Annotated in this window: 12 protein-coding genes; 7 read left to right on the top strand and 5 right to left on the bottom strand. The window is 38.9% G+C overall.

Annotation, left to right across the window (positions count from 1 at the left end):
* The first annotated feature begins 132 nt into the window (after positions 1–132).
* Entirely contained in the window at positions 133–1,494 is a 1,362-nt protein-coding gene (locus HY841_00305; protein MBI4929174.1) for a tetratricopeptide repeat protein, read from the top strand.
* Positions 1,495–1,528: 34 nt separating this feature from the next.
* Positions 1,529–2,890, top strand: a complete 1,362-nt coding sequence (locus HY841_00300) for a tetratricopeptide repeat protein (protein MBI4929173.1) — start codon at positions 1,529–1,531, stop codon at positions 2,888–2,890.
* A gap of 49 nt (positions 2,891–2,939) precedes the next feature.
* Here the strand turns inward: HY841_00300 and HY841_00295 are convergent, their stop codons facing one another.
* Positions 2,940–3,305 carry a DUF4296 domain-containing protein gene (locus HY841_00295; protein ID MBI4929172.1) on the bottom strand — a complete coding sequence of 122 codons (366 nt, stop codon included), beginning with the start codon at positions 3,303–3,305 and terminating at the stop codon, positions 2,940–2,942.
* Positions 3,306–3,416: 111 nt separating this feature from the next.
* Here HY841_00295 and HY841_00290 point away from each other — a divergent pair, with 111 nt between their 5' ends.
* From HY841_00290 to HY841_00280, 3 genes are all read left to right on the top strand, one after another.
* Entirely contained in the window at positions 3,417–4,820 is a 1,404-nt protein-coding gene (locus HY841_00290) for a hypothetical protein (GenBank protein ID MBI4929171.1), read from the top strand.
* A complete protein-coding gene (locus tag HY841_00285; GenBank protein ID MBI4929170.1) occupies positions 4,817–5,623 on the top strand; it encodes an SDR family oxidoreductase in 807 nt (268 codons plus the stop codon). The genes HY841_00290 and HY841_00285 overlap by 4 nt, the downstream gene beginning before the upstream one ends.
* A gap of 83 nt (positions 5,624–5,706) precedes the next feature.
* Positions 5,707–6,765, top strand: coding sequence for a VOC family protein (locus HY841_00280; protein ID MBI4929169.1), 1,059 nt, complete (start codon positions 5,707–5,709; stop codon positions 6,763–6,765).
* Position 6,766: 1 nt separating this feature from the next.
* On the opposite strand, the gene HY841_00275 is transcribed toward HY841_00280, so the two are convergent.
* Together HY841_00275 and HY841_00270 are read right to left on the bottom strand one after the other, a co-directional pair.
* The gene (locus HY841_00275; protein MBI4929168.1) at positions 6,767–8,446 is read right to left on the bottom strand and encodes a hypothetical protein; all 1,680 of its coding nucleotides are present in this window, start codon (positions 8,444–8,446) and stop codon (positions 6,767–6,769) included.
* Between the two features lie 35 nt (positions 8,447–8,481).
* Positions 8,482–11,655 carry a tetratricopeptide repeat protein gene (locus tag HY841_00270; protein ID MBI4929167.1) on the bottom strand — a complete coding sequence of 1,058 codons (3,174 nt, stop codon included), beginning with the start codon at positions 11,653–11,655 and terminating at the stop codon, positions 8,482–8,484.
* Positions 11,656–11,799: 144 nt separating this feature from the next.
* On the opposite strand from HY841_00270, the gene HY841_00265 reads away from it, so the two are divergent.
* Positions 11,800–12,492, top strand: a complete 693-nt coding sequence (locus tag HY841_00265) for an ATP-binding cassette domain-containing protein (GenBank protein MBI4929166.1) — start codon at positions 11,800–11,802, stop codon at positions 12,490–12,492.
* Here HY841_00265 and HY841_00260 read toward each other — a convergent pair.
* Positions 12,467–13,660, bottom strand: a complete 1,194-nt coding sequence (locus HY841_00260; GenBank protein MBI4929165.1) for a mannosyltransferase — start codon at positions 13,658–13,660, stop codon at positions 12,467–12,469. The two genes, HY841_00265 and HY841_00260, sit on opposite strands and share 26 nt — an antisense overlap.
* On the opposite strand from HY841_00260, the gene HY841_00255 reads away from it, so the two are divergent.
* On the top strand, positions 13,647–14,906 hold the full coding sequence (locus tag HY841_00255) for an aspartate kinase (protein MBI4929164.1): 1,260 nt from the start codon (positions 13,647–13,649) through the stop codon (positions 14,904–14,906). The genes HY841_00260 and HY841_00255 overlap by 14 nt on opposite strands.
* Here the strand turns inward: HY841_00255 and HY841_00250 are convergent.
* A complete protein-coding gene (locus HY841_00250; GenBank protein ID MBI4929163.1) occupies positions 14,903–16,153 on the bottom strand; it encodes an amidohydrolase in 1,251 nt (416 codons plus the stop codon). The genes HY841_00255 and HY841_00250 overlap by 4 nt on opposite strands.
* Between the last annotated feature and the right edge of the window lie 14 nt (positions 16,154–16,167).

Raw genomic sequence — 16,167 nt, 5'->3', positions numbered from 1 at the left:
TTCTTTTAGTTGCACTAGTTTATTTAATTTCGCAAACATACGAGATTACACAGAGAGTTCTGCTCTGTGAAACTCATTAAACTCTGTGAACTCTGTGTTGAAAATCGTGGATATAACATCTTAATCTGAATAATGTCTAATAGACAATTTTGGTTGTTGTTTGTTTACTGTCTATTGTCTATTGTTTACTGCTCCGCTCAACAAAATAAAATTGACTCCCTCCTCTCCCTCCTCAAAAAAGACAAAGAGGATACTAATAAAGTCAATCACTTAAATAAACTATCTTCCGCGCTTTACTCCGCCAACCCTGACCCCACTATTTTGCTTGCGCAACAGGCAGCCGCACTCTCTCAAAAAATCAACTTCTCAAAAGGAGAAGCAAACGCTTATGGTATTGCGGGTGTCGGGTATTGGGCGAAAGGAGATTATCCAAATGCCTTGGAAAATTATTTCAAGGCGTTGAAGATAGATGAAGCATTAAAGAATAATAGTGGAATGGCAAAACGGCTCGGCAATATTGGACTTGTTTATGATGAGCAAAAGGATTATTCAAAAGCATTGGATTATTTATTAAAGGCATTGAATATGTATGAAAAACTCGAAAATAAAAAAGGAATTGCAATTCAACTTGGCAACATCGGAATTATTTATTATGAACAAAAGAATTATCTCATGGCACTAGATAATTATTTCAAAACATTGAAAATAAGAGACGAACTTGGAGATAAAAATTTAATTGCATCAACTCTCGGCAACATCGGAATTATCTATCAGGAACAAGCAATAAGCAGCAATTCGCAAGTCGCAGCAGATTCTTTACATAGCAAAGCATTGGACTATTTTTTCAAGGCGTTAAAACTTGATGAAAAATTAGGAAATAGAAATAATACCGCTGCTTGGCTTGGCAACATCGGCACATTATATATTACACAAAAAAAATATACAGAGGCAGAGAAATATCTGCTGCACGCATTGGCAATTGACACAACCATAGGTTTTCTTCATCATACAGAAAATACTGAAGAACAACTAAGCAACCTTTACGAGAAGATTGGCAAACCCGCAAAAGCATTAGAGCATTACAAAAAAGCAATGGTGCTGAAAGATACTTTGTTCAGTGAAGAAAAAAACAAAGAACTCACCCGCAAGGAAATGAACTACGAGTTTGAAAAGAAAGAAGCCGCGGCAAAAACAGAAGCAGATAAGCAACAGGCAGTGGCAGAAGCAGAAAGCAAAAAGCAAAAGATTGTTATATGGTCGGTGATTGCTGTATTGTTATTAGTTGTTGTGTTTGCTGGATTTATCTTTCGTGCGCTTCGCATTACGCAAAAGCAAAAGCACATCATTGAACTTCAAAAGAAAGTGGTGGAAGAAAAGCAAAATGAAATCCTCGCCAGCATCCGCTACGCAAAACGCATTCAAGATGCCATTCTGCCTACGGAGAAGTATATTGAGAAAAGTTTGAATCGCCTCAAAGCAAAGATGTCGAAGTGAAGAAAGGTGAATAGGTGATTAAGTAAATAAGAAAATGAAAACAAAAAGTAATCTATCAGTAAGCAGTCATCGGCTCATGATTTGCATGTTCTTATTTACTTATTCACTTACTCACTCCTTTGCGCAAAGCAAAGTGGACTCCCTCCTCACTCTCCTCAAAAAAGATAAAGAGGATACAAATAAAGTAAATCACCTCAATCTCCTCTCTCGCGAATATCTTGACATTGGCTCTTCCGATTCTTCCATTGCTCATTCCAACAGTGCTATCAAACTTTCGCTGCAACTAATCCCCTCTTTCACGAAAGGAATTTCCACTGCTTACAACAATATCGGATTTGTTTACTGGAATGAAGCGTGTTATCCGCAAGCGCTGGACTTTTATCTTAAAGCATTAAAGATTAATGAAGGCATTGGCAATAAAAAAGGAATTGCAAAAGATTTCTATGGCATTGGTTCAATCTACTATTCACAGGCTGATTACTCTAAAGCAATTGACTATGAATTAAAAGCATTGAAAATATATGAAGAACTAGGTGATAAATTATCGGTTACAATTGTTACGGGAGAAATTGGGTTTTATTATACTTTTTTATCTAACTTTCAAAAAGCTATAGAATATACCATTAAGGCATTAACAATAGCAACAGAGTTGGGTGATAAGAAACAAATTTCCTATAACCTCTCCCGCCTTGGAAAAATCTACTCAGACAAAGGCGAATACCTGAAAGCAATTGACTATTACAATGCTGGTTTGAAAATGGGGGAGGAGAATCACGATGAATATTTAATTTCGGGCACTCAATGGGGTATCGGGTCGCTTTATATAAAAATTGGAAAGTTTAAAGAAGCGGAAGCGTATTTGAAAAAATCACTTTTTCTGGCTGAAAGTATCCATTCAACAGATTGGATTGTGAATGCTAATGAATCTCTAAGCCTGCTATATGATACAACAGGCAGACCCGGTCTTGCATTGCTTCACTATAAAAAATTAGTAACAATGCGTAATCGCATTAATAAAGATGAACTTCAAAAAAAATTAGCTCAATCTGAAATGAACTTCGAGTTTGAGAAAAAAGAAGCCGTATCAAACGCAGAACATAAAAAAGAATTAGAAAAACAGAATGCTGTTGCAGAAGAAAAAGAAAAAAAGAAAAATCTAATTATTTGGTCGGTAATAAGTGGGTTGCTTATTGTTTTGGTGTTTGCTGTTTTCATCTTCCGCGCCTTGCGCATCACACAAAAACAAAAACAACTAATCGAACAGCAAAAGAAAATAGTAGAAGAAAAGCAAAATGAAATACTCGCCAGCATCCGCTACGCGAAACGCATTCAGGATGCCATTCTGCCAAAGGAAAAGTATATTGAAAAAACATTGAACCGGCTAAATCCGCAATAAAAAAGTTTGTGAAAATGTGATTGTATTTTGGCTGTTGATTGCCTACTGCCTACTTCTTCCCTGCCTGCATCTTACTCAACTCATTCAGCACCTTCTCATAAACTTCATTCAGCAGTTCAGGATGGCCAATGTAAAAAGAGATACTCGTATCATACTGGGCTTTGGTAATTTTATTCTCCTCAAAAACTTTCTGAAAGCTTAATTTTTCTGTCGAGGCGGAGTCGGGGAGAGGACGAAAGTTTGTTTCCGCTTCAGCCAGATGAATGTCAGTAATCACTTCAGCCATTTTTTCTTTCGGAAGAACATTTGCAGGAATCACAACTTGTTTTTCTGATTGCCCACAAGATAATCCAAATACAATGTACAATGTGCAAAGTACAATGAATGAACTGACTTTCTTAAATTCGTAATTCATCTCCATTTGTTTCATCCCGATTTATCCGGGCGTAATTCGTAAAGCGCAAAGGTATAACAAACAGAAAACAAAATTTACCTTACATTTGCTATCCTATAAAAGAATTATGAAATGAAAAAAATCTTCTTGTCTACTGTCTGTTGTCTATTGTCTATTTGCCTTTTTTCTCAGATTGACATGGGCTTGCCCGTTGCCACCGGCAAAGGCGGTGTAGCCAACGGAATCGTGAGGGACTGGGAATGTGTCGGCATCAATCCCGCCAATCTCGGGTGGGAAAACAACTACCGGTTTTCCATCAGCACCATGATTTTCGGAATCAGCGCGCAGTCAGGCGCCATGGATTATGGGCAGTTGAAAAATGCAATCCTTCATCCGGGCGATACATTCTCCACCGCTGATAAAAGCGCTTACGCAGGTCTTTTCTCAAATGCCGAAGGACTCAATCTTGCGTCAAACATAGATTGGCTCACTTTTTCTTTCCGCGTTCCTAAGGTCGGAGGTTTCGCTATGAATCTCCGCGACAGAAGTTTCGGGCATATTAAGCTGAACAAGAACGCTGCTGAAATTCTTTTCATGGGAATGAACGCTCCGATTTTTCAGGATACAATGGCATTCCTGAAAAACATCTCCACCATTTTTAACGGTTCTAAAATCGGCTACATGCATTACCGCGAACTGAATCTTGCATACGGAGCAAAACTTTTCGGCATTGGAGGCACAAAAGATTCAAGTAAGATTTCTTTTTACGGTGGCATTGGCGTTAAATATTTATGGGGACTTGCAGATTTTGAAATGGTGGCAGATAATAATGTGCTCACCGGACATTCCGCTATTTCTTCCAAGTACGGAGTCAATTACGGAAACATTAAAAACTTCACTCCCGAAACTTCTTCCGGAATTTTTCCTTCAGTTGGAACCGGAACGGCATTTGACATTGGTGCGGGCATCGGCATCGGAAAAATAAAAATCACCCTCTCGGCAGTGGATATGGGGAAAATCACCTGGGATAAAAATGTTCTCATTGCCCATGACACGCTTCTGCCCGATACATCGCAATTTAATTTTAATGGAATCAATTCATGGGACATGGCTCAGCAGGCAAGCCAGATGTTTAACGACAGCGGGTTGATTCATTTTGAACCGGGTCCCGCTTATAAAACCGAAATGCTTTCCAAATTCAGATTAGGAGTTGGCTGGCAGCTATCAAAAAGAATGGTAGTGGGCGCTGATTTAGTAATGCCGATGAGCGATAATCCCGCCAATCTTGAAAATGCTTTTTTCGCTGCGGGAACTGAAATTGAACTTGCCAGCAATTTCAAATTCAGTTTCGGCTTTGCAGGAAATTCTGTTTATAAATTTTCCTTGCCGGTTGGCATAACGCTCGGCAGGTTCTTCAAGATTTGTGAACTGCGTTTAGCAACAAATGATATACTCACTTACCTGTCCCCCGGCAGCAACCCGAACATTTCTCTTTCTCTGAGTTTGTTCCGTTTTAATGTTGACAAAAAGAAATGAGTTCCTTCTTTGAAAATAAAGTCGTTTGGATAACAGGCGCATCATCAGGTCTTGGTGAAGCGCTGGCAAAAGAATTTGCATCTGAAAAGACGAAATTAATTTTGTCAGCCAGAAGAGAATCCGAACTTCAGCGCGTAAAAAAAGAATGTTCGAAATTTATTTTAGAAGAAAATATTTTAATTCTTCCTTTGGATATTACCGAACTCGCAAACATTGATTCTGAAGTTCAGAAAGTAATTCAGAAATTCGGGAGAATAGATATTCTGGTGAACAATGCTGGAGTAAGCCAGCGCTCATTCATAGTGGACACTCCCCTTGACGTGGAGAGAAAAATAATGGAAATAAATTATTTCGGCACAGTAGCTATCACAAAAGCAGTGCTTCCTGTTATGCGCAAACAAAAAAGCGGACATCTTGTAGTGATAAGCAGTTTGATGGGCAAGTTCGGATATTACAGGAGGTCATCATACGCTGCTTCCAAGCACGCGCTGCATGGATATTTTGAGGCGCTGAGAATGGAAGAACTTGATAATAACATCCATGTTTCTCTCATTTGCCCGGGATTTATCAATACGAAAGTTTCTTTTAATGCCATTACTGAAACAGGAAAAAGTTTTAATGAAATGGACGAAGGACAGAAAAACGGAATGGTGCCTGAGACATGCGCAAAGAAAATCCTGAAAGCAGTACGAAATAAGCGCGTAGAGGTTTTTATGGGTGGACAAGAATTAATGGCGGTAATCGTAAAGCGTTTCTTTCCGCGCTTTTTTTATTGGAGAATAATGCAAGTAGGTCCAAAATAATAATGAGTTTTCGGTTACAGTTTGCAGCATACAATAAAGTGCATATTGCGAATTATAAACGTTGAACTGCAAACTAAACAATTATGCAAAAGTACATTACAGGAATTCAGCAGGTTGGTATCGGAGTCAGCGATGTTCACGAAGCGTTTCGCTGGTATAGGAAAAATTTCGGGATGGACATAAAAATTTTTGAAGAGGACAATGAAGTTACGCTCATGCTTCCCTACACGGGTGGCAAAATATGGAAGCGCCACGCCATTCTCGCCATGAATCTGAATGGGGGAGGAGGAGTGGAGATTTGGCAATACAAAAGCAGAACTCCGCAAAAAGCATCTTCTGAAATTCAATTGGGCGATTTAGGGATTTTTTGTTCCAAGATGAAAACAACAGATGTTGTGGGAACTTTCGAAAAGTTCAAAGAAAAAAAACTGAACCTTGTAAGCGAAGTGGTAAAAGATCCGTCAGGCAATTCTCATTTTTTTGTGAAAGATCCTTACGGAAATCTTTTTCAGTATGTAAATGAAAATAGCTGGTTTGGAAAAGACAAGTACATGCAGGGAGGTGCTGCAGGAATTACCATCGGAGTTACAGACATTGACAAAGCAAAAAAACTTTATAGTGATATTCTTGGCTATGATGAAGTGGTATATGACAAGGAGGGCGTATTTGAAGATTTGCAAACTTTATCAGGCGGGAATAATAAAATAAGAAGAGTTTTGTTAAAGCATAAGAATATCCGAAGCGGTGGTTTCTCCCGCTTGTTTGGTTCCACAAAAATTGAACTCATCAAGGTGCTTGAAAGGGTTCCGATAAAAAATTATGAGAACCGTTTCTGGGGCGACCTCGGTTTCATTCACGTCTGCTTTGATGTAACAGGCATGAGCACCTTGCGTGATGAATGCAAAGAAGCAGGATTTGCTTTCAGAGTTGACAGCGCAAACAGTTTTGACATGGGAGAAGCAGCAGGGCATTTCAGTTACATAGAAGATGCTGATGGAACGCTCATCGAGTTTGTGGAAACACACAAAGTGCCAGTGCTGAAAAAACTCGGCATCTACATTAACCTGCGCAAGCGCGATCCGCGAAAAAACATTCCTAACTGGATAGTAAGAGCGCTTGCGATGAGAAGAGTGAAGGATTAGATCAGAACGACATAGTAACTCCAGCAAGAAAATTAAAACTCTGCGAAGGGTAATTATTCCACAGGTAATACCGTGAGAAGCCGAGATTATTCATGTTCAGGAAAAAGGAAAGTTTCTTGCTGTATCGGTATTCGAGAGAAAGGTTTGCGTCAATAATCGATGGAAGTTCTTTCGGCACGATGACAATTATATTGCCATTGTTGCTTGTTGCTTTTGCAAATCGTTTTCCTGTAACAAACACATCAGCATTCACAATAATTTTATTTTTCAGACTGTAATTAGCAGAGAGCGTAAACTGCATGGCAGGGCGATGCCATGGCTTAAGTTCATTTGTCATGGTGTATTTGTTGTAATCGCTTTTTGCAAGAAGTTTTATTTTTTCTGTATACTGAAATTGCAATTCTCCGTGAATATTCCAAATCGTAGCGTCATCATACAATGCATTGAAACCTTTCAAGATAAAATCGCTGTTATCATTCACAAAAAAATACATGTCTTCTGCTTTTCTGTAGGAAGTTCGTGTGTTGTATGAAATGTTTTTGGTAATGCTTCCTCTCAATCCTCCGTACATTTCCCATTTAGTATTTGTGTTTTTGAGAGAAGGATTCGGAACTAGAAAGGGATTTTCATCAGTCAATGATTTGAGAGAATTCTTTTTTAATCCTCCTGTGAATCCAGCGTAAGGGACAATGATGTTTTCTACCACATTGTAATTAAAATCTATGTTCGGATAAAAAAGAAAACGGCTCTTGTCATTTTGATTTCCTTCTATCGCTATTCCAATGCCAATGCGCGTGCTCCATTTATCACCGGAAGAAGTGATGTAAGGAGAAAGACCGATTAAAACAGAATTAGAAGTATCGGCTGAAAATTTATTGTTGTAATAATCTATTATAACCGGAACCTGCACCAGTTGTTTTTCATAAAAACCGCTGAAGTCGCCTTCTGCGCGAATATTATTTTCTGATGTGCTGTAAAAATCTGAAAGGTTATAGTATTTGAGTTTCAGCAGGTAATTTGCATGAACAGAATCTGTGTAGTGGCTTTGCAGAGAAATATTACCTCCAACGATTGAGTAACGCTGTTTGATGAGATCATTGTCTTCCAGTTTTTTTATAAAGGAAGTGTCATAGTTATAATAATGAATTACGTTTCTGTTGTAATCCAGATTGCCATTAAGCGTATGCTTGCGGAAGAATTTTTTTCCGTAGAGTTCCACTTGATTATCGCTGAATCCGCTGAAACCATATCCATCCAGCGTTCCTCCCCATGAAAGATGTTTTACATGTGCTCCATACGAAATATCTTTTGAGCGAAGATTGTTAAAGAACCCTTCTCCGTATAAATAATTTCCTGCACCGACTTTAGCCAGCGACTGATAAAGTTTTGTGAGCGGCTCTCCCACCATCTTTGCTGGCTTAAGTGGCTCAACAGTAAAAGGCGTGAATACTTTTTTTGAATGGATGGCATAATTCAATTGTGGAGCGGGCGGAACAGAATCTTTCACCACGGGCATGTCGTTTATCTTGTAGGCGTCAGCAATGGTTGGCTGAAATTGTTTTACGATTACAAAAGTTGTGTCTTTCAGGATTTTCTGAGCGAACAATACTTCGCCACCGCCACCGCAAAATAGAGACAAGTGCACAGCAAACGCAATGAAAGCAATTATTTTTTTATTCATATATATTCTCTTTCTATATAGAAAGAGCTGAGTTTCTATTTTCCTTCTTCCTTATATAAGACCGAATCCTTCGGATTATCGGGCGTAAACTGAATCTGCGTATCGCTCTTCTTTTCTTTTTTTGCTTCGGCTTCGGCTTTTGCCTTTGCTTCCGCTTCATTTATTTTATTCAGTTTTTCTTTTGCTACTGCAATGAGTTCCGCATGGGTTGATTTGTCAATCAATGCCTGCAAAGCGTATTTTGCGTTGAAGAGATCATTAAGCCCGGCATAATTATCAGAAAGAAGAATGAATCCTTTTCCCACCCAGTAATCGTATCCCGGATCCTGATTGATTAATTCAAAAACTGTTTTCTGCGATTCCTTGTATTTCGACTGCAAGTACTGAACATAGGCGATATTGTATGTTGCTTCTGCTTTTTTCTCGCTGGATGTTAGAGATGCAATGGACGAAAACTCACTCGTTGCCAAATCATAATTCTGTTTTTCCAGAGCTGATTTTCCGATGATGAGATGCGCCTCTGCTTTTATTTCATTTGAAATTTTTTCCAGAGGGAGAGCTTTTTGTGCCGCTTCTGTTGCCAGTTCATAATTTCCAAGCACCCATTGGCATCTCATTTCTCCGATCTTGCCTTCATTCATATTGGCAGGGTATTCTGCCACCTGTGCGAGACGGATGTATTGGTGCAATGCATTTTGATAATTATTGTTTTTGAAATTGATGTAGGAAGCTTTCAGCAGAGATGATTCTGTGAACTGGCTGTAGGGCTTGTCAATCACATATTGGTAACCTCCGAGTGCCAAATCATAGTTTTTGTTATTGTAATCGCATTCAGCTTTGTAGTAAGTAGCGTCAAGTATGAAAATCCCATCGGAATATTTTGTAAGATATTTCTGAAAAAATTTATTTGCATTGTCACAATCTCCTTTGTCGTAATAATCAAATGCCACATCGTAATTGCTGGAGTCAAGCGATGCAAGTGAAATGGCAGCGTAGGGAATATTTTTCAGTTTCTCTTCATAAGCATCCATGTCGCTCTTTGCACGGTAAATATCTTTCATCGCGCTGATGGCTTCAAACGCTTCGGTGGTTTTCGGATAAGCGGCAAGAACTTTATCAAGCGTTGCAATGGCTCCGTCATAATCTTTTTTCTTTGACTGAATCAAACCAATCTGAAGCATAGAGCGGCCGGTGTAAGAACATTCCGGATGCTCGTTCACTACTTTTTTGTAGTAAGTAAGCGCATTGTCATCATTGCCGAGTTGCAGATAGGTATTTGCAAGTTCATATTTAGCTGCGGCTTCATATTTTGTTTTTCCGGAATAGTTTTTCAGAAGTTCAGTGAGTGTGTTTGATTTTGCTTCACGTTTTCCGATCACGCCCAGCGCAAGTGATTTCTGATACATCGCATAATCCGCATCGCGATTTCCTGTTTTGAGCGCTTCGTCATAATAATCAACAGCATTGTTGTAATCCTTTGTCATGAAAAAATCATCCCCGATTCTCAAATAAGCATCATTGATTTTTTCTTTCGGCTCATTCGATTTCAGACCTACATATTTTCTGAACCAGACATTCGCTTCTGTATAACTTGCTTTTTTGAAATTCGCATAGCCAAGATTGTAGTTCGCCACAAAAAATTCATTGTTGTTGATTGCGCCAGGTGAAGAAAGAAAAGCTTTATATCCAATGATGGCTGAATCCAGTCCGAATGACACATTCATTTTTTCTGACAACATATAGAAGGATTCTCCTTTCCAGTAATAAGCAAGCGAAGCAAAAGTTCTGCTGGCGGGATACATTAATGATTTGTTCAGATAAATGATGGCTTCCTGCAAGTGATTGTCTGTGTAAAGTTGAAGCCCGCGCATGAAAGCAATTTTCTGGAATGCAGTTTTCATTTCATCATTCAGCGATTTCATGCTCTCAATGGATTTCATCGCTTCCTTGTAATTTTTTGTAGAGAGATAAACACTGACTAAATATTTATAGCATTCATCTAATCTTGGAGAGGCAGGATACTTGCTGATATATTCATTCAGCGCGCCAATAGCTTCATTAAACGGGCTGAAAGAAAGTTCATAGCAGAGTTTAGCGTAATTGAAAAGCGCGTCTTCCGATACCTGTTTGTCAAAATCTAATTTGTAAGCCATCTCAAAAGAATTTTTAGCAAGAATTTTTTCTGCTTTTCCTCCAGCGTTTGGAGAACGCCTTACCTGGCAATCGCCTAAGTGGTAATAAGCATTTTGGGATATGGTATCCTTTTCACCTGTAGCATTCGGAAAACAGTTTGTGGCGAATTCATAGTTTCCGTTCTTGTAATAGGCATACCCCAGCTGATACCATTCCATGCGATTGAGGGAGCCAACCATCATTTTATATTTTTCAAGATAAGGAATAGATTCTTTATAACGATTGGTTCTGTAGTATGATTCTCCTATTATTTTTGTGAGTTCTGGAGCGCGTTTTGCCGAAGCAGAATCAAGAAGAGGTTTTGCGTAAACAATAGCGCTGTCGTATTTTCCCTGCATGTAAAATATTTGTGCGATATAATAAGGGACAATCGTACCGAAGTTTTCATTTCTCTTAAGTTTTGAAAAATGCTGAAGCGCTGTCTGGTAATTTTTTTCCGAGTAGGAAATATGCCCGAAGTAATACGTAGCCGGAGCCGCATATTTATTGTCTATGTCTTTTATCTCGAAGAAATCTTTTTTTGCTTTTTCAAGATCATCTTCCTCAAAATAACTGTAGCCCCGCTTGAAATAAAATTCTGAAAGTTCTTCGTTGTTTAAATCATAAATGTCTACTTTCTGAAACCATTCAATTACTTTGTTATACTGCTTCTTGCGGTAATTATATTTTCCCAAATGAAAGTAAGCCGTCTGCACCTGCGGGCTTTCAGGATGATTGGTAATAAAATTTTTCAAAAGAAGTTCTGCATCTTTGTTAAAAAGTTCCAATGCGCAAAGTGCGGAATAAAATTCAGCGTCAATTCTTGTGAGATTGTTCTGTTCGTTCTGATAACGATGAACGATTTTCAAAAACTGCTTTTGTGCCGAACCGTATTTCTGCTTCTGGAAAAGTTCCAGCGCTGTTTTGAAATCCGCATCCGGGTTTGTATAAATGGCGGTCTTTTGTGAAAACACGGTAATGCATAACAAAAATAAAATTCCCAAAAGAATGATGTAAAGAGATGTACGTTTGTCCATAATCCTGCAACGATATAATAAGGAATAAAATTATACCTAGTAGACGCAAGAAAATAATCAACGACATCTACTTATTAACGTGGGATTGTTGATACGAAACACCTCTCTTTCTTTTCTTCGTAATGAGTTGTGTAACTTTGCATCATGTCTCTTGACACTATCATAGAACTCCACAAATCATCTATTTTTCAGAAACACAATCTTGTACTTACGGATGTTTCGCTTACTATTGATAAAGGAGAGTTTGTTTATCTCGTAGGAAAAACAGGAAGTGGAAAGAGCAGTTTGCTCCGAACATTTTATGCAGACCTTCCTCTTTTACAGGGGGAAGGAAAAATTGCAGGATATGATTTAAAAAAAATGAAGTTGAAAGAAATTCCATACCTCAGAAGAAAATTAGGAGTTGTGTTTCAGGATTTTCAACTGCTGTCTGATCGAAGTGTAAATGATAATTTACTTTTTGTGATGAAGGCAACGGGTTGGAAAGATAAAGCAGAAATGCAAAAACGCGCGCAAGAAGTTCTGGAAAAAGTGAATCTCGGAACAAAAGGATTCAAAATGCCTCATGAACTTTCAGGCGGGGAGAAGCAACGGGTGGTGATAGCCCGCGCCCTCATCAACGAACCCGAAGTGATACTTGCAGACGAACCAACGGGAAATCTGGATACAGAAACCGCCCAGGAAATTGTAGGGTTGCTGTATGAAATCAGCAAGGCGGGCAGGGCGGTGCTCATTGCCACCCATGATTTTCATCTCTTTGAACATTTTACCGGAAGGACAATCCGATGTGAGGGTGGGAGAATAAGTGATACTAAAATAACTCAAGCAGTTTTCTGACATTTACTTTATTGGAAAAATGTTCTCCTAGAATTTTTTCACGTTTTGCTTTGTTTTCTCCGCTAAATTCAATATTCATCAGCTGTAAAATTTCTTTTTTCATTTCATGGGGAGAATCGGTAATTGAGCACAGAGATTCAAGTCCTGTATTTTCTGCCATGGGAGAGTTTGCCATGCAATGCCTGCCGCTGTAAAGTGCTGAAAGGAGTTTGAGTTTTATTCCTGTTGCCTGAAAAGTGGGGAGAATGTTTATCTGTGCCTCCTGAATAAGAGAATAAATCGCCTGTGTTGAAATGTTTTCTTTCAACTGAATATTTTTTCTTTTGCTTACTGCTTCTTTTAATTCAGATGATGCTCCGTTGCCTGCAACAATCAAAGGAATAGCAACATCATTAAAAACTTCATTTGCAAGATATAGCGCGGCTTTGTTATTTTCTCCAACAGCTAAACTACCATGGTATAATGCAAAATCTCCTTTACCTTCTTTGATTTCAATTTTATCGTGAGGATGAAACGCCATTACATTCGAAACATTTTTATAGCGTACAGAAAGTTTCTTAGTGTCGGCAGGAGAAATAGCAGCGATGGCATTCGTGTTGTGAAGAACGGATTCAAATTTTTCAAGCTTTTTTGCTTCGGCTTCAAAATATTTTTTTCGAAAAAAACTTTTCTCTATCTGCCCCAGATTTGCATAATAGTTGTGCTCGATATTGTGCATGCGCACAATTTTTTTTCTGCTCTTCAATCGTTCGTCACTTAAATGAAAACAACAATGCAGACCTTCAAAAAGAATCGGTGCATCATCCTGCAACAAATTTTTAACTAATGCCTCCGAAGAGCGGCTGGCAACAATATAAGGAAGCGAATTAAAGAGCAAATGCTTGCTGACTTTTCTTTTATAGTAAAAAATATTTTCACAATATTTTTCTAACTCTTTCTTTTGCCCTCTTCCGTATTCAAAACAGTGCAAATGAATTTTTATTCCCTCCTGATGAAGAGCTTTAAGTTTATAGAAAACGTCAATTACTCCTCCGTAATCGGGAGGAAATGGAACATCAAAGGAAACTATGTGAAGGTGCTTGTTCAGGAAATAATATCTTTGTTTCTGAAATTTTACTGACCGTGAGTTGCACAAAAATAACAGGAAATATTGTATGAAAGTCTTCAAGTTTGGCGGTGCTTCTGTGAAGGATACTGACTCAGTACGCAACGTTGCATCAGTTCTAAAGCATTTCCTGAATGAGAATATTATTATAGTTGTTTCTGCCATGGGTAAAACCACTAACGCGCTTGAAAAACTTACGAATGCTTATTTTTTTCGAAATGAAAATCCTCAGATCATTCTGGAGGAAATAAAAAAATATCATTTTGGCATTATTAAAGTATTGTTTCCTGATTCTTCACATTCCGTTTATTCCAATATTGAAAAAGTGTTTCAGGAAATGGAAAAAAGAATCAGCAGAATGCCTTCTGATAATTATAACAAGGAATACGACCAGATAGTTTCTCAGGGGGAAATCATTTCTACAAAAATTGTAAGCGCCTATTTGAATGAAACAGGAATAAATAATAAATGGTTAAACGTTCAGGAAATAATCAAGACGGATAATACCTGGAGAGAAGGAAAAGTGAATTGGAACTTGACGGAAAAACTTGTAAGAGAGCATTTTGACAAAAATAAGTCAGACATCATTCTCACGCAAGGATTTCTGGGCGGCACTTCAGATAACTTTACAACCACTCTCGGAAGAGAAGGCTCTGATTATACGTCAGCAGTTCTTGCTTTTTGCACAAATGCGGAAAGCGTTACCATCTGGAAAGATGTGCCGGGTGTGATGAATGCCGATCCGAAATGGTTTGATGAAACAAAACTGATTGCCCAGATGTCGTATCAGGATGCGATCGAACTTTCTTACTATGGCGCAACCGTGATTCATCCGAAAACCATCAAGCCGTTGCAGAATAAAAAAATTCCGCTTTATGTAAAATCGTTTCTTCATCCCGATGAAAAAGGAACGGTGATAAACGACCAGCAATCACCGCTTCCGATCCCCTGTTTCATTTTCAAGGTGAATCAGATTCTGCTTTCTATTTCTCCAAAAGATTTTTCATTCATTGTGGAAGAAAATTTCAGCGATATATTTAAAACTTTTGCCGAACATCAGGTGAAAATTAATGTGATGCAGAATTCAGCCATTAGTTTTTCGGTGTGTTTGGATAATGATGAAAAAAAAATTCCCGAACTTATCAGAACGCTTCAGAAAATTTTTCGGGTGCTGTACAATGAGAATCTTGAGTTAATTACCATCCGCTATTACAATCAGCTCACGATTGACAGGGTTTGTATTGGAAAGAAAGTTTTCCTTGAACATAAGAGCAGATATACGGTGCAATTAGTGGTGAAGAATATCTAGCGTAGCTCGTTCATTGCAATCCATGCCATCAGCCCCGTTCCTGTTTGCAGGGCTTTTTCATCAATGTCAAATGCAGGGGTGTGTACCTCTGAAGTAATTCCTTTGGAAATATTTCCGGTGCCGATACGATAGAAGCAGGCAGGAATTTTTTGAGCGAAGAAAGAAAAATCTTCTCCTGTCATTCGTTGCTCCAGTTCAACTACATTTTCTTTTCCAAGATATTCTTCAGCAGATTTTTTTGTCCGAGAGGTTGTTTTCTCATCGTTGATTAGTGCGGGATATCCCGCCATGATATTCACATCACAATCACCGCTTCTGCTTTTTGCTTTTGAAACAGCAATTTGCTGAATGATGCCATGCGCTTCTTTTCTCCATGCTTCATCCATGGTGCGGAAAGTACCGTCCATTTTTACTTCATCGGGAATTACATTGGTGGCGCCATTCGCATGCATTCTTCCGAAAGCAAGAACAGTGGGGATTGCCTCACCCCCAGCCCCTCTCCCAAGGAGAGGGGAGTTGAATTTCTTTTCAAGCTCAAGTAAAATTTCTGAAGCGATGAGAAGCGGATTCACATACGATCCTTTTATGGCTGCATGCCCGCCTTTACCCTTCACGGTGAGATATATTTCATCGGTGCTTGCCATGTATTTCCCTGCGCGGAAACCAACTTGTCCGGCAGCTAGATTCGGAAAAACATGTTGCGCGAAAATGGCAGAGGGTGTTGGATTTTCCAGCACGCCTTCTTGTATCATCAGCGATGCGCCTCCGGGAGCTTTTTCTTCTCCCGGCTGAAAAATAAGTTTTACTGTTCCTGAAAATTCATCTTTCAGTTCGTTCAGAATTTTTGCTGCGCCAAGAAGGGAAGCAGTATGCGCATCGTGTCCGCAGGCATGCATCACTCCGGTATTTTTTGATTTGTATTCCACGTCATTTGCTTCGGTGATGGGGAGCGCGTCCATATCAGCTCGCAATGCTATACAGGATTCTGTTCCCCTCTGGAGGCTACCGTAGGTAGGGGGCGCAGCTCGGGGGGAGGAAGTAGTTTTTGTTCCGTTTATAGTTGCAACGATTCCTGTTTTTACAATTCCATCTTTAAAAGGAATTCCAAATTCTTTCAGCTTGGATGCAATGAATTTTGACGTATTGTATTCTTCAAATGAAAGTTCAGGATGCGCATGAAGATGCCTGCGAATCTGAATCACTTCATTCAAATAATTTTTAGCCAACTGTTTTATTTTCTCTTTCATCCGTTTGAATCTCT

The organism is Bacteroidota bacterium (assembly GCA_016213405.1).
GTDB lineage: Bacteria > Bacteroidota > Bacteroidia > Palsa-948 > Palsa-948 > Palsa-948.
The sequence above is the reverse complement of the archived record's forward strand: the minus strand, read 5'-3'. Positions and strand labels throughout refer to the sequence as shown.

Bases quoted from the DNA above. Each gene is read 5' to 3' on its own strand.
- HY841_00270 (MBI4929167.1), bottom strand. From the start codon at position 11,655: ATGGACAAACGTACATCTCTTTACATCATTCTTTTGGGAATTTTATTT.
- HY841_00295 (MBI4929172.1), bottom strand. From the start codon at position 3,305: ATGAATTACGAATTTAAGAAAGTCAGTTCATTCATTGTACTTTGCACA.
- HY841_00265 (MBI4929166.1), top strand. From the start codon at position 11,800: ATGTCTCTTGACACTATCATAGAACTCCACAAATCATCTATTTTTCAG.
- HY841_00250 (MBI4929163.1), bottom strand. From the start codon at position 16,153: ATGAAAGAGAAAATAAAACAGTTGGCTAAAAATTATTTGAATGAAGTG.
- HY841_00305 (MBI4929174.1), top strand. From the start codon at position 133: ATGTCTAATAGACAATTTTGGTTGTTGTTTGTTTACTGTCTATTGTCT.
- HY841_00290 (MBI4929171.1), top strand. From the start codon at position 3,417: ATGAAAAAAATCTTCTTGTCTACTGTCTGTTGTCTATTGTCTATTTGC.
- HY841_00280 (MBI4929169.1), top strand. From the start codon at position 5,707: ATGCAAAAGTACATTACAGGAATTCAGCAGGTTGGTATCGGAGTCAGC.
- HY841_00300 (MBI4929173.1), top strand. From the start codon at position 1,529: ATGAAAACAAAAAGTAATCTATCAGTAAGCAGTCATCGGCTCATGATT.
- HY841_00275 (MBI4929168.1), bottom strand. From the start codon at position 8,446: ATGAATAAAAAAATAATTGCTTTCATTGCGTTTGCTGTGCACTTGTCT.
- HY841_00285 (MBI4929170.1), top strand. From the start codon at position 4,817: ATGAGTTCCTTCTTTGAAAATAAAGTCGTTTGGATAACAGGCGCATCA.
- HY841_00255 (MBI4929164.1), top strand. From the start codon at position 13,647: ATGAAAGTCTTCAAGTTTGGCGGTGCTTCTGTGAAGGATACTGACTCA.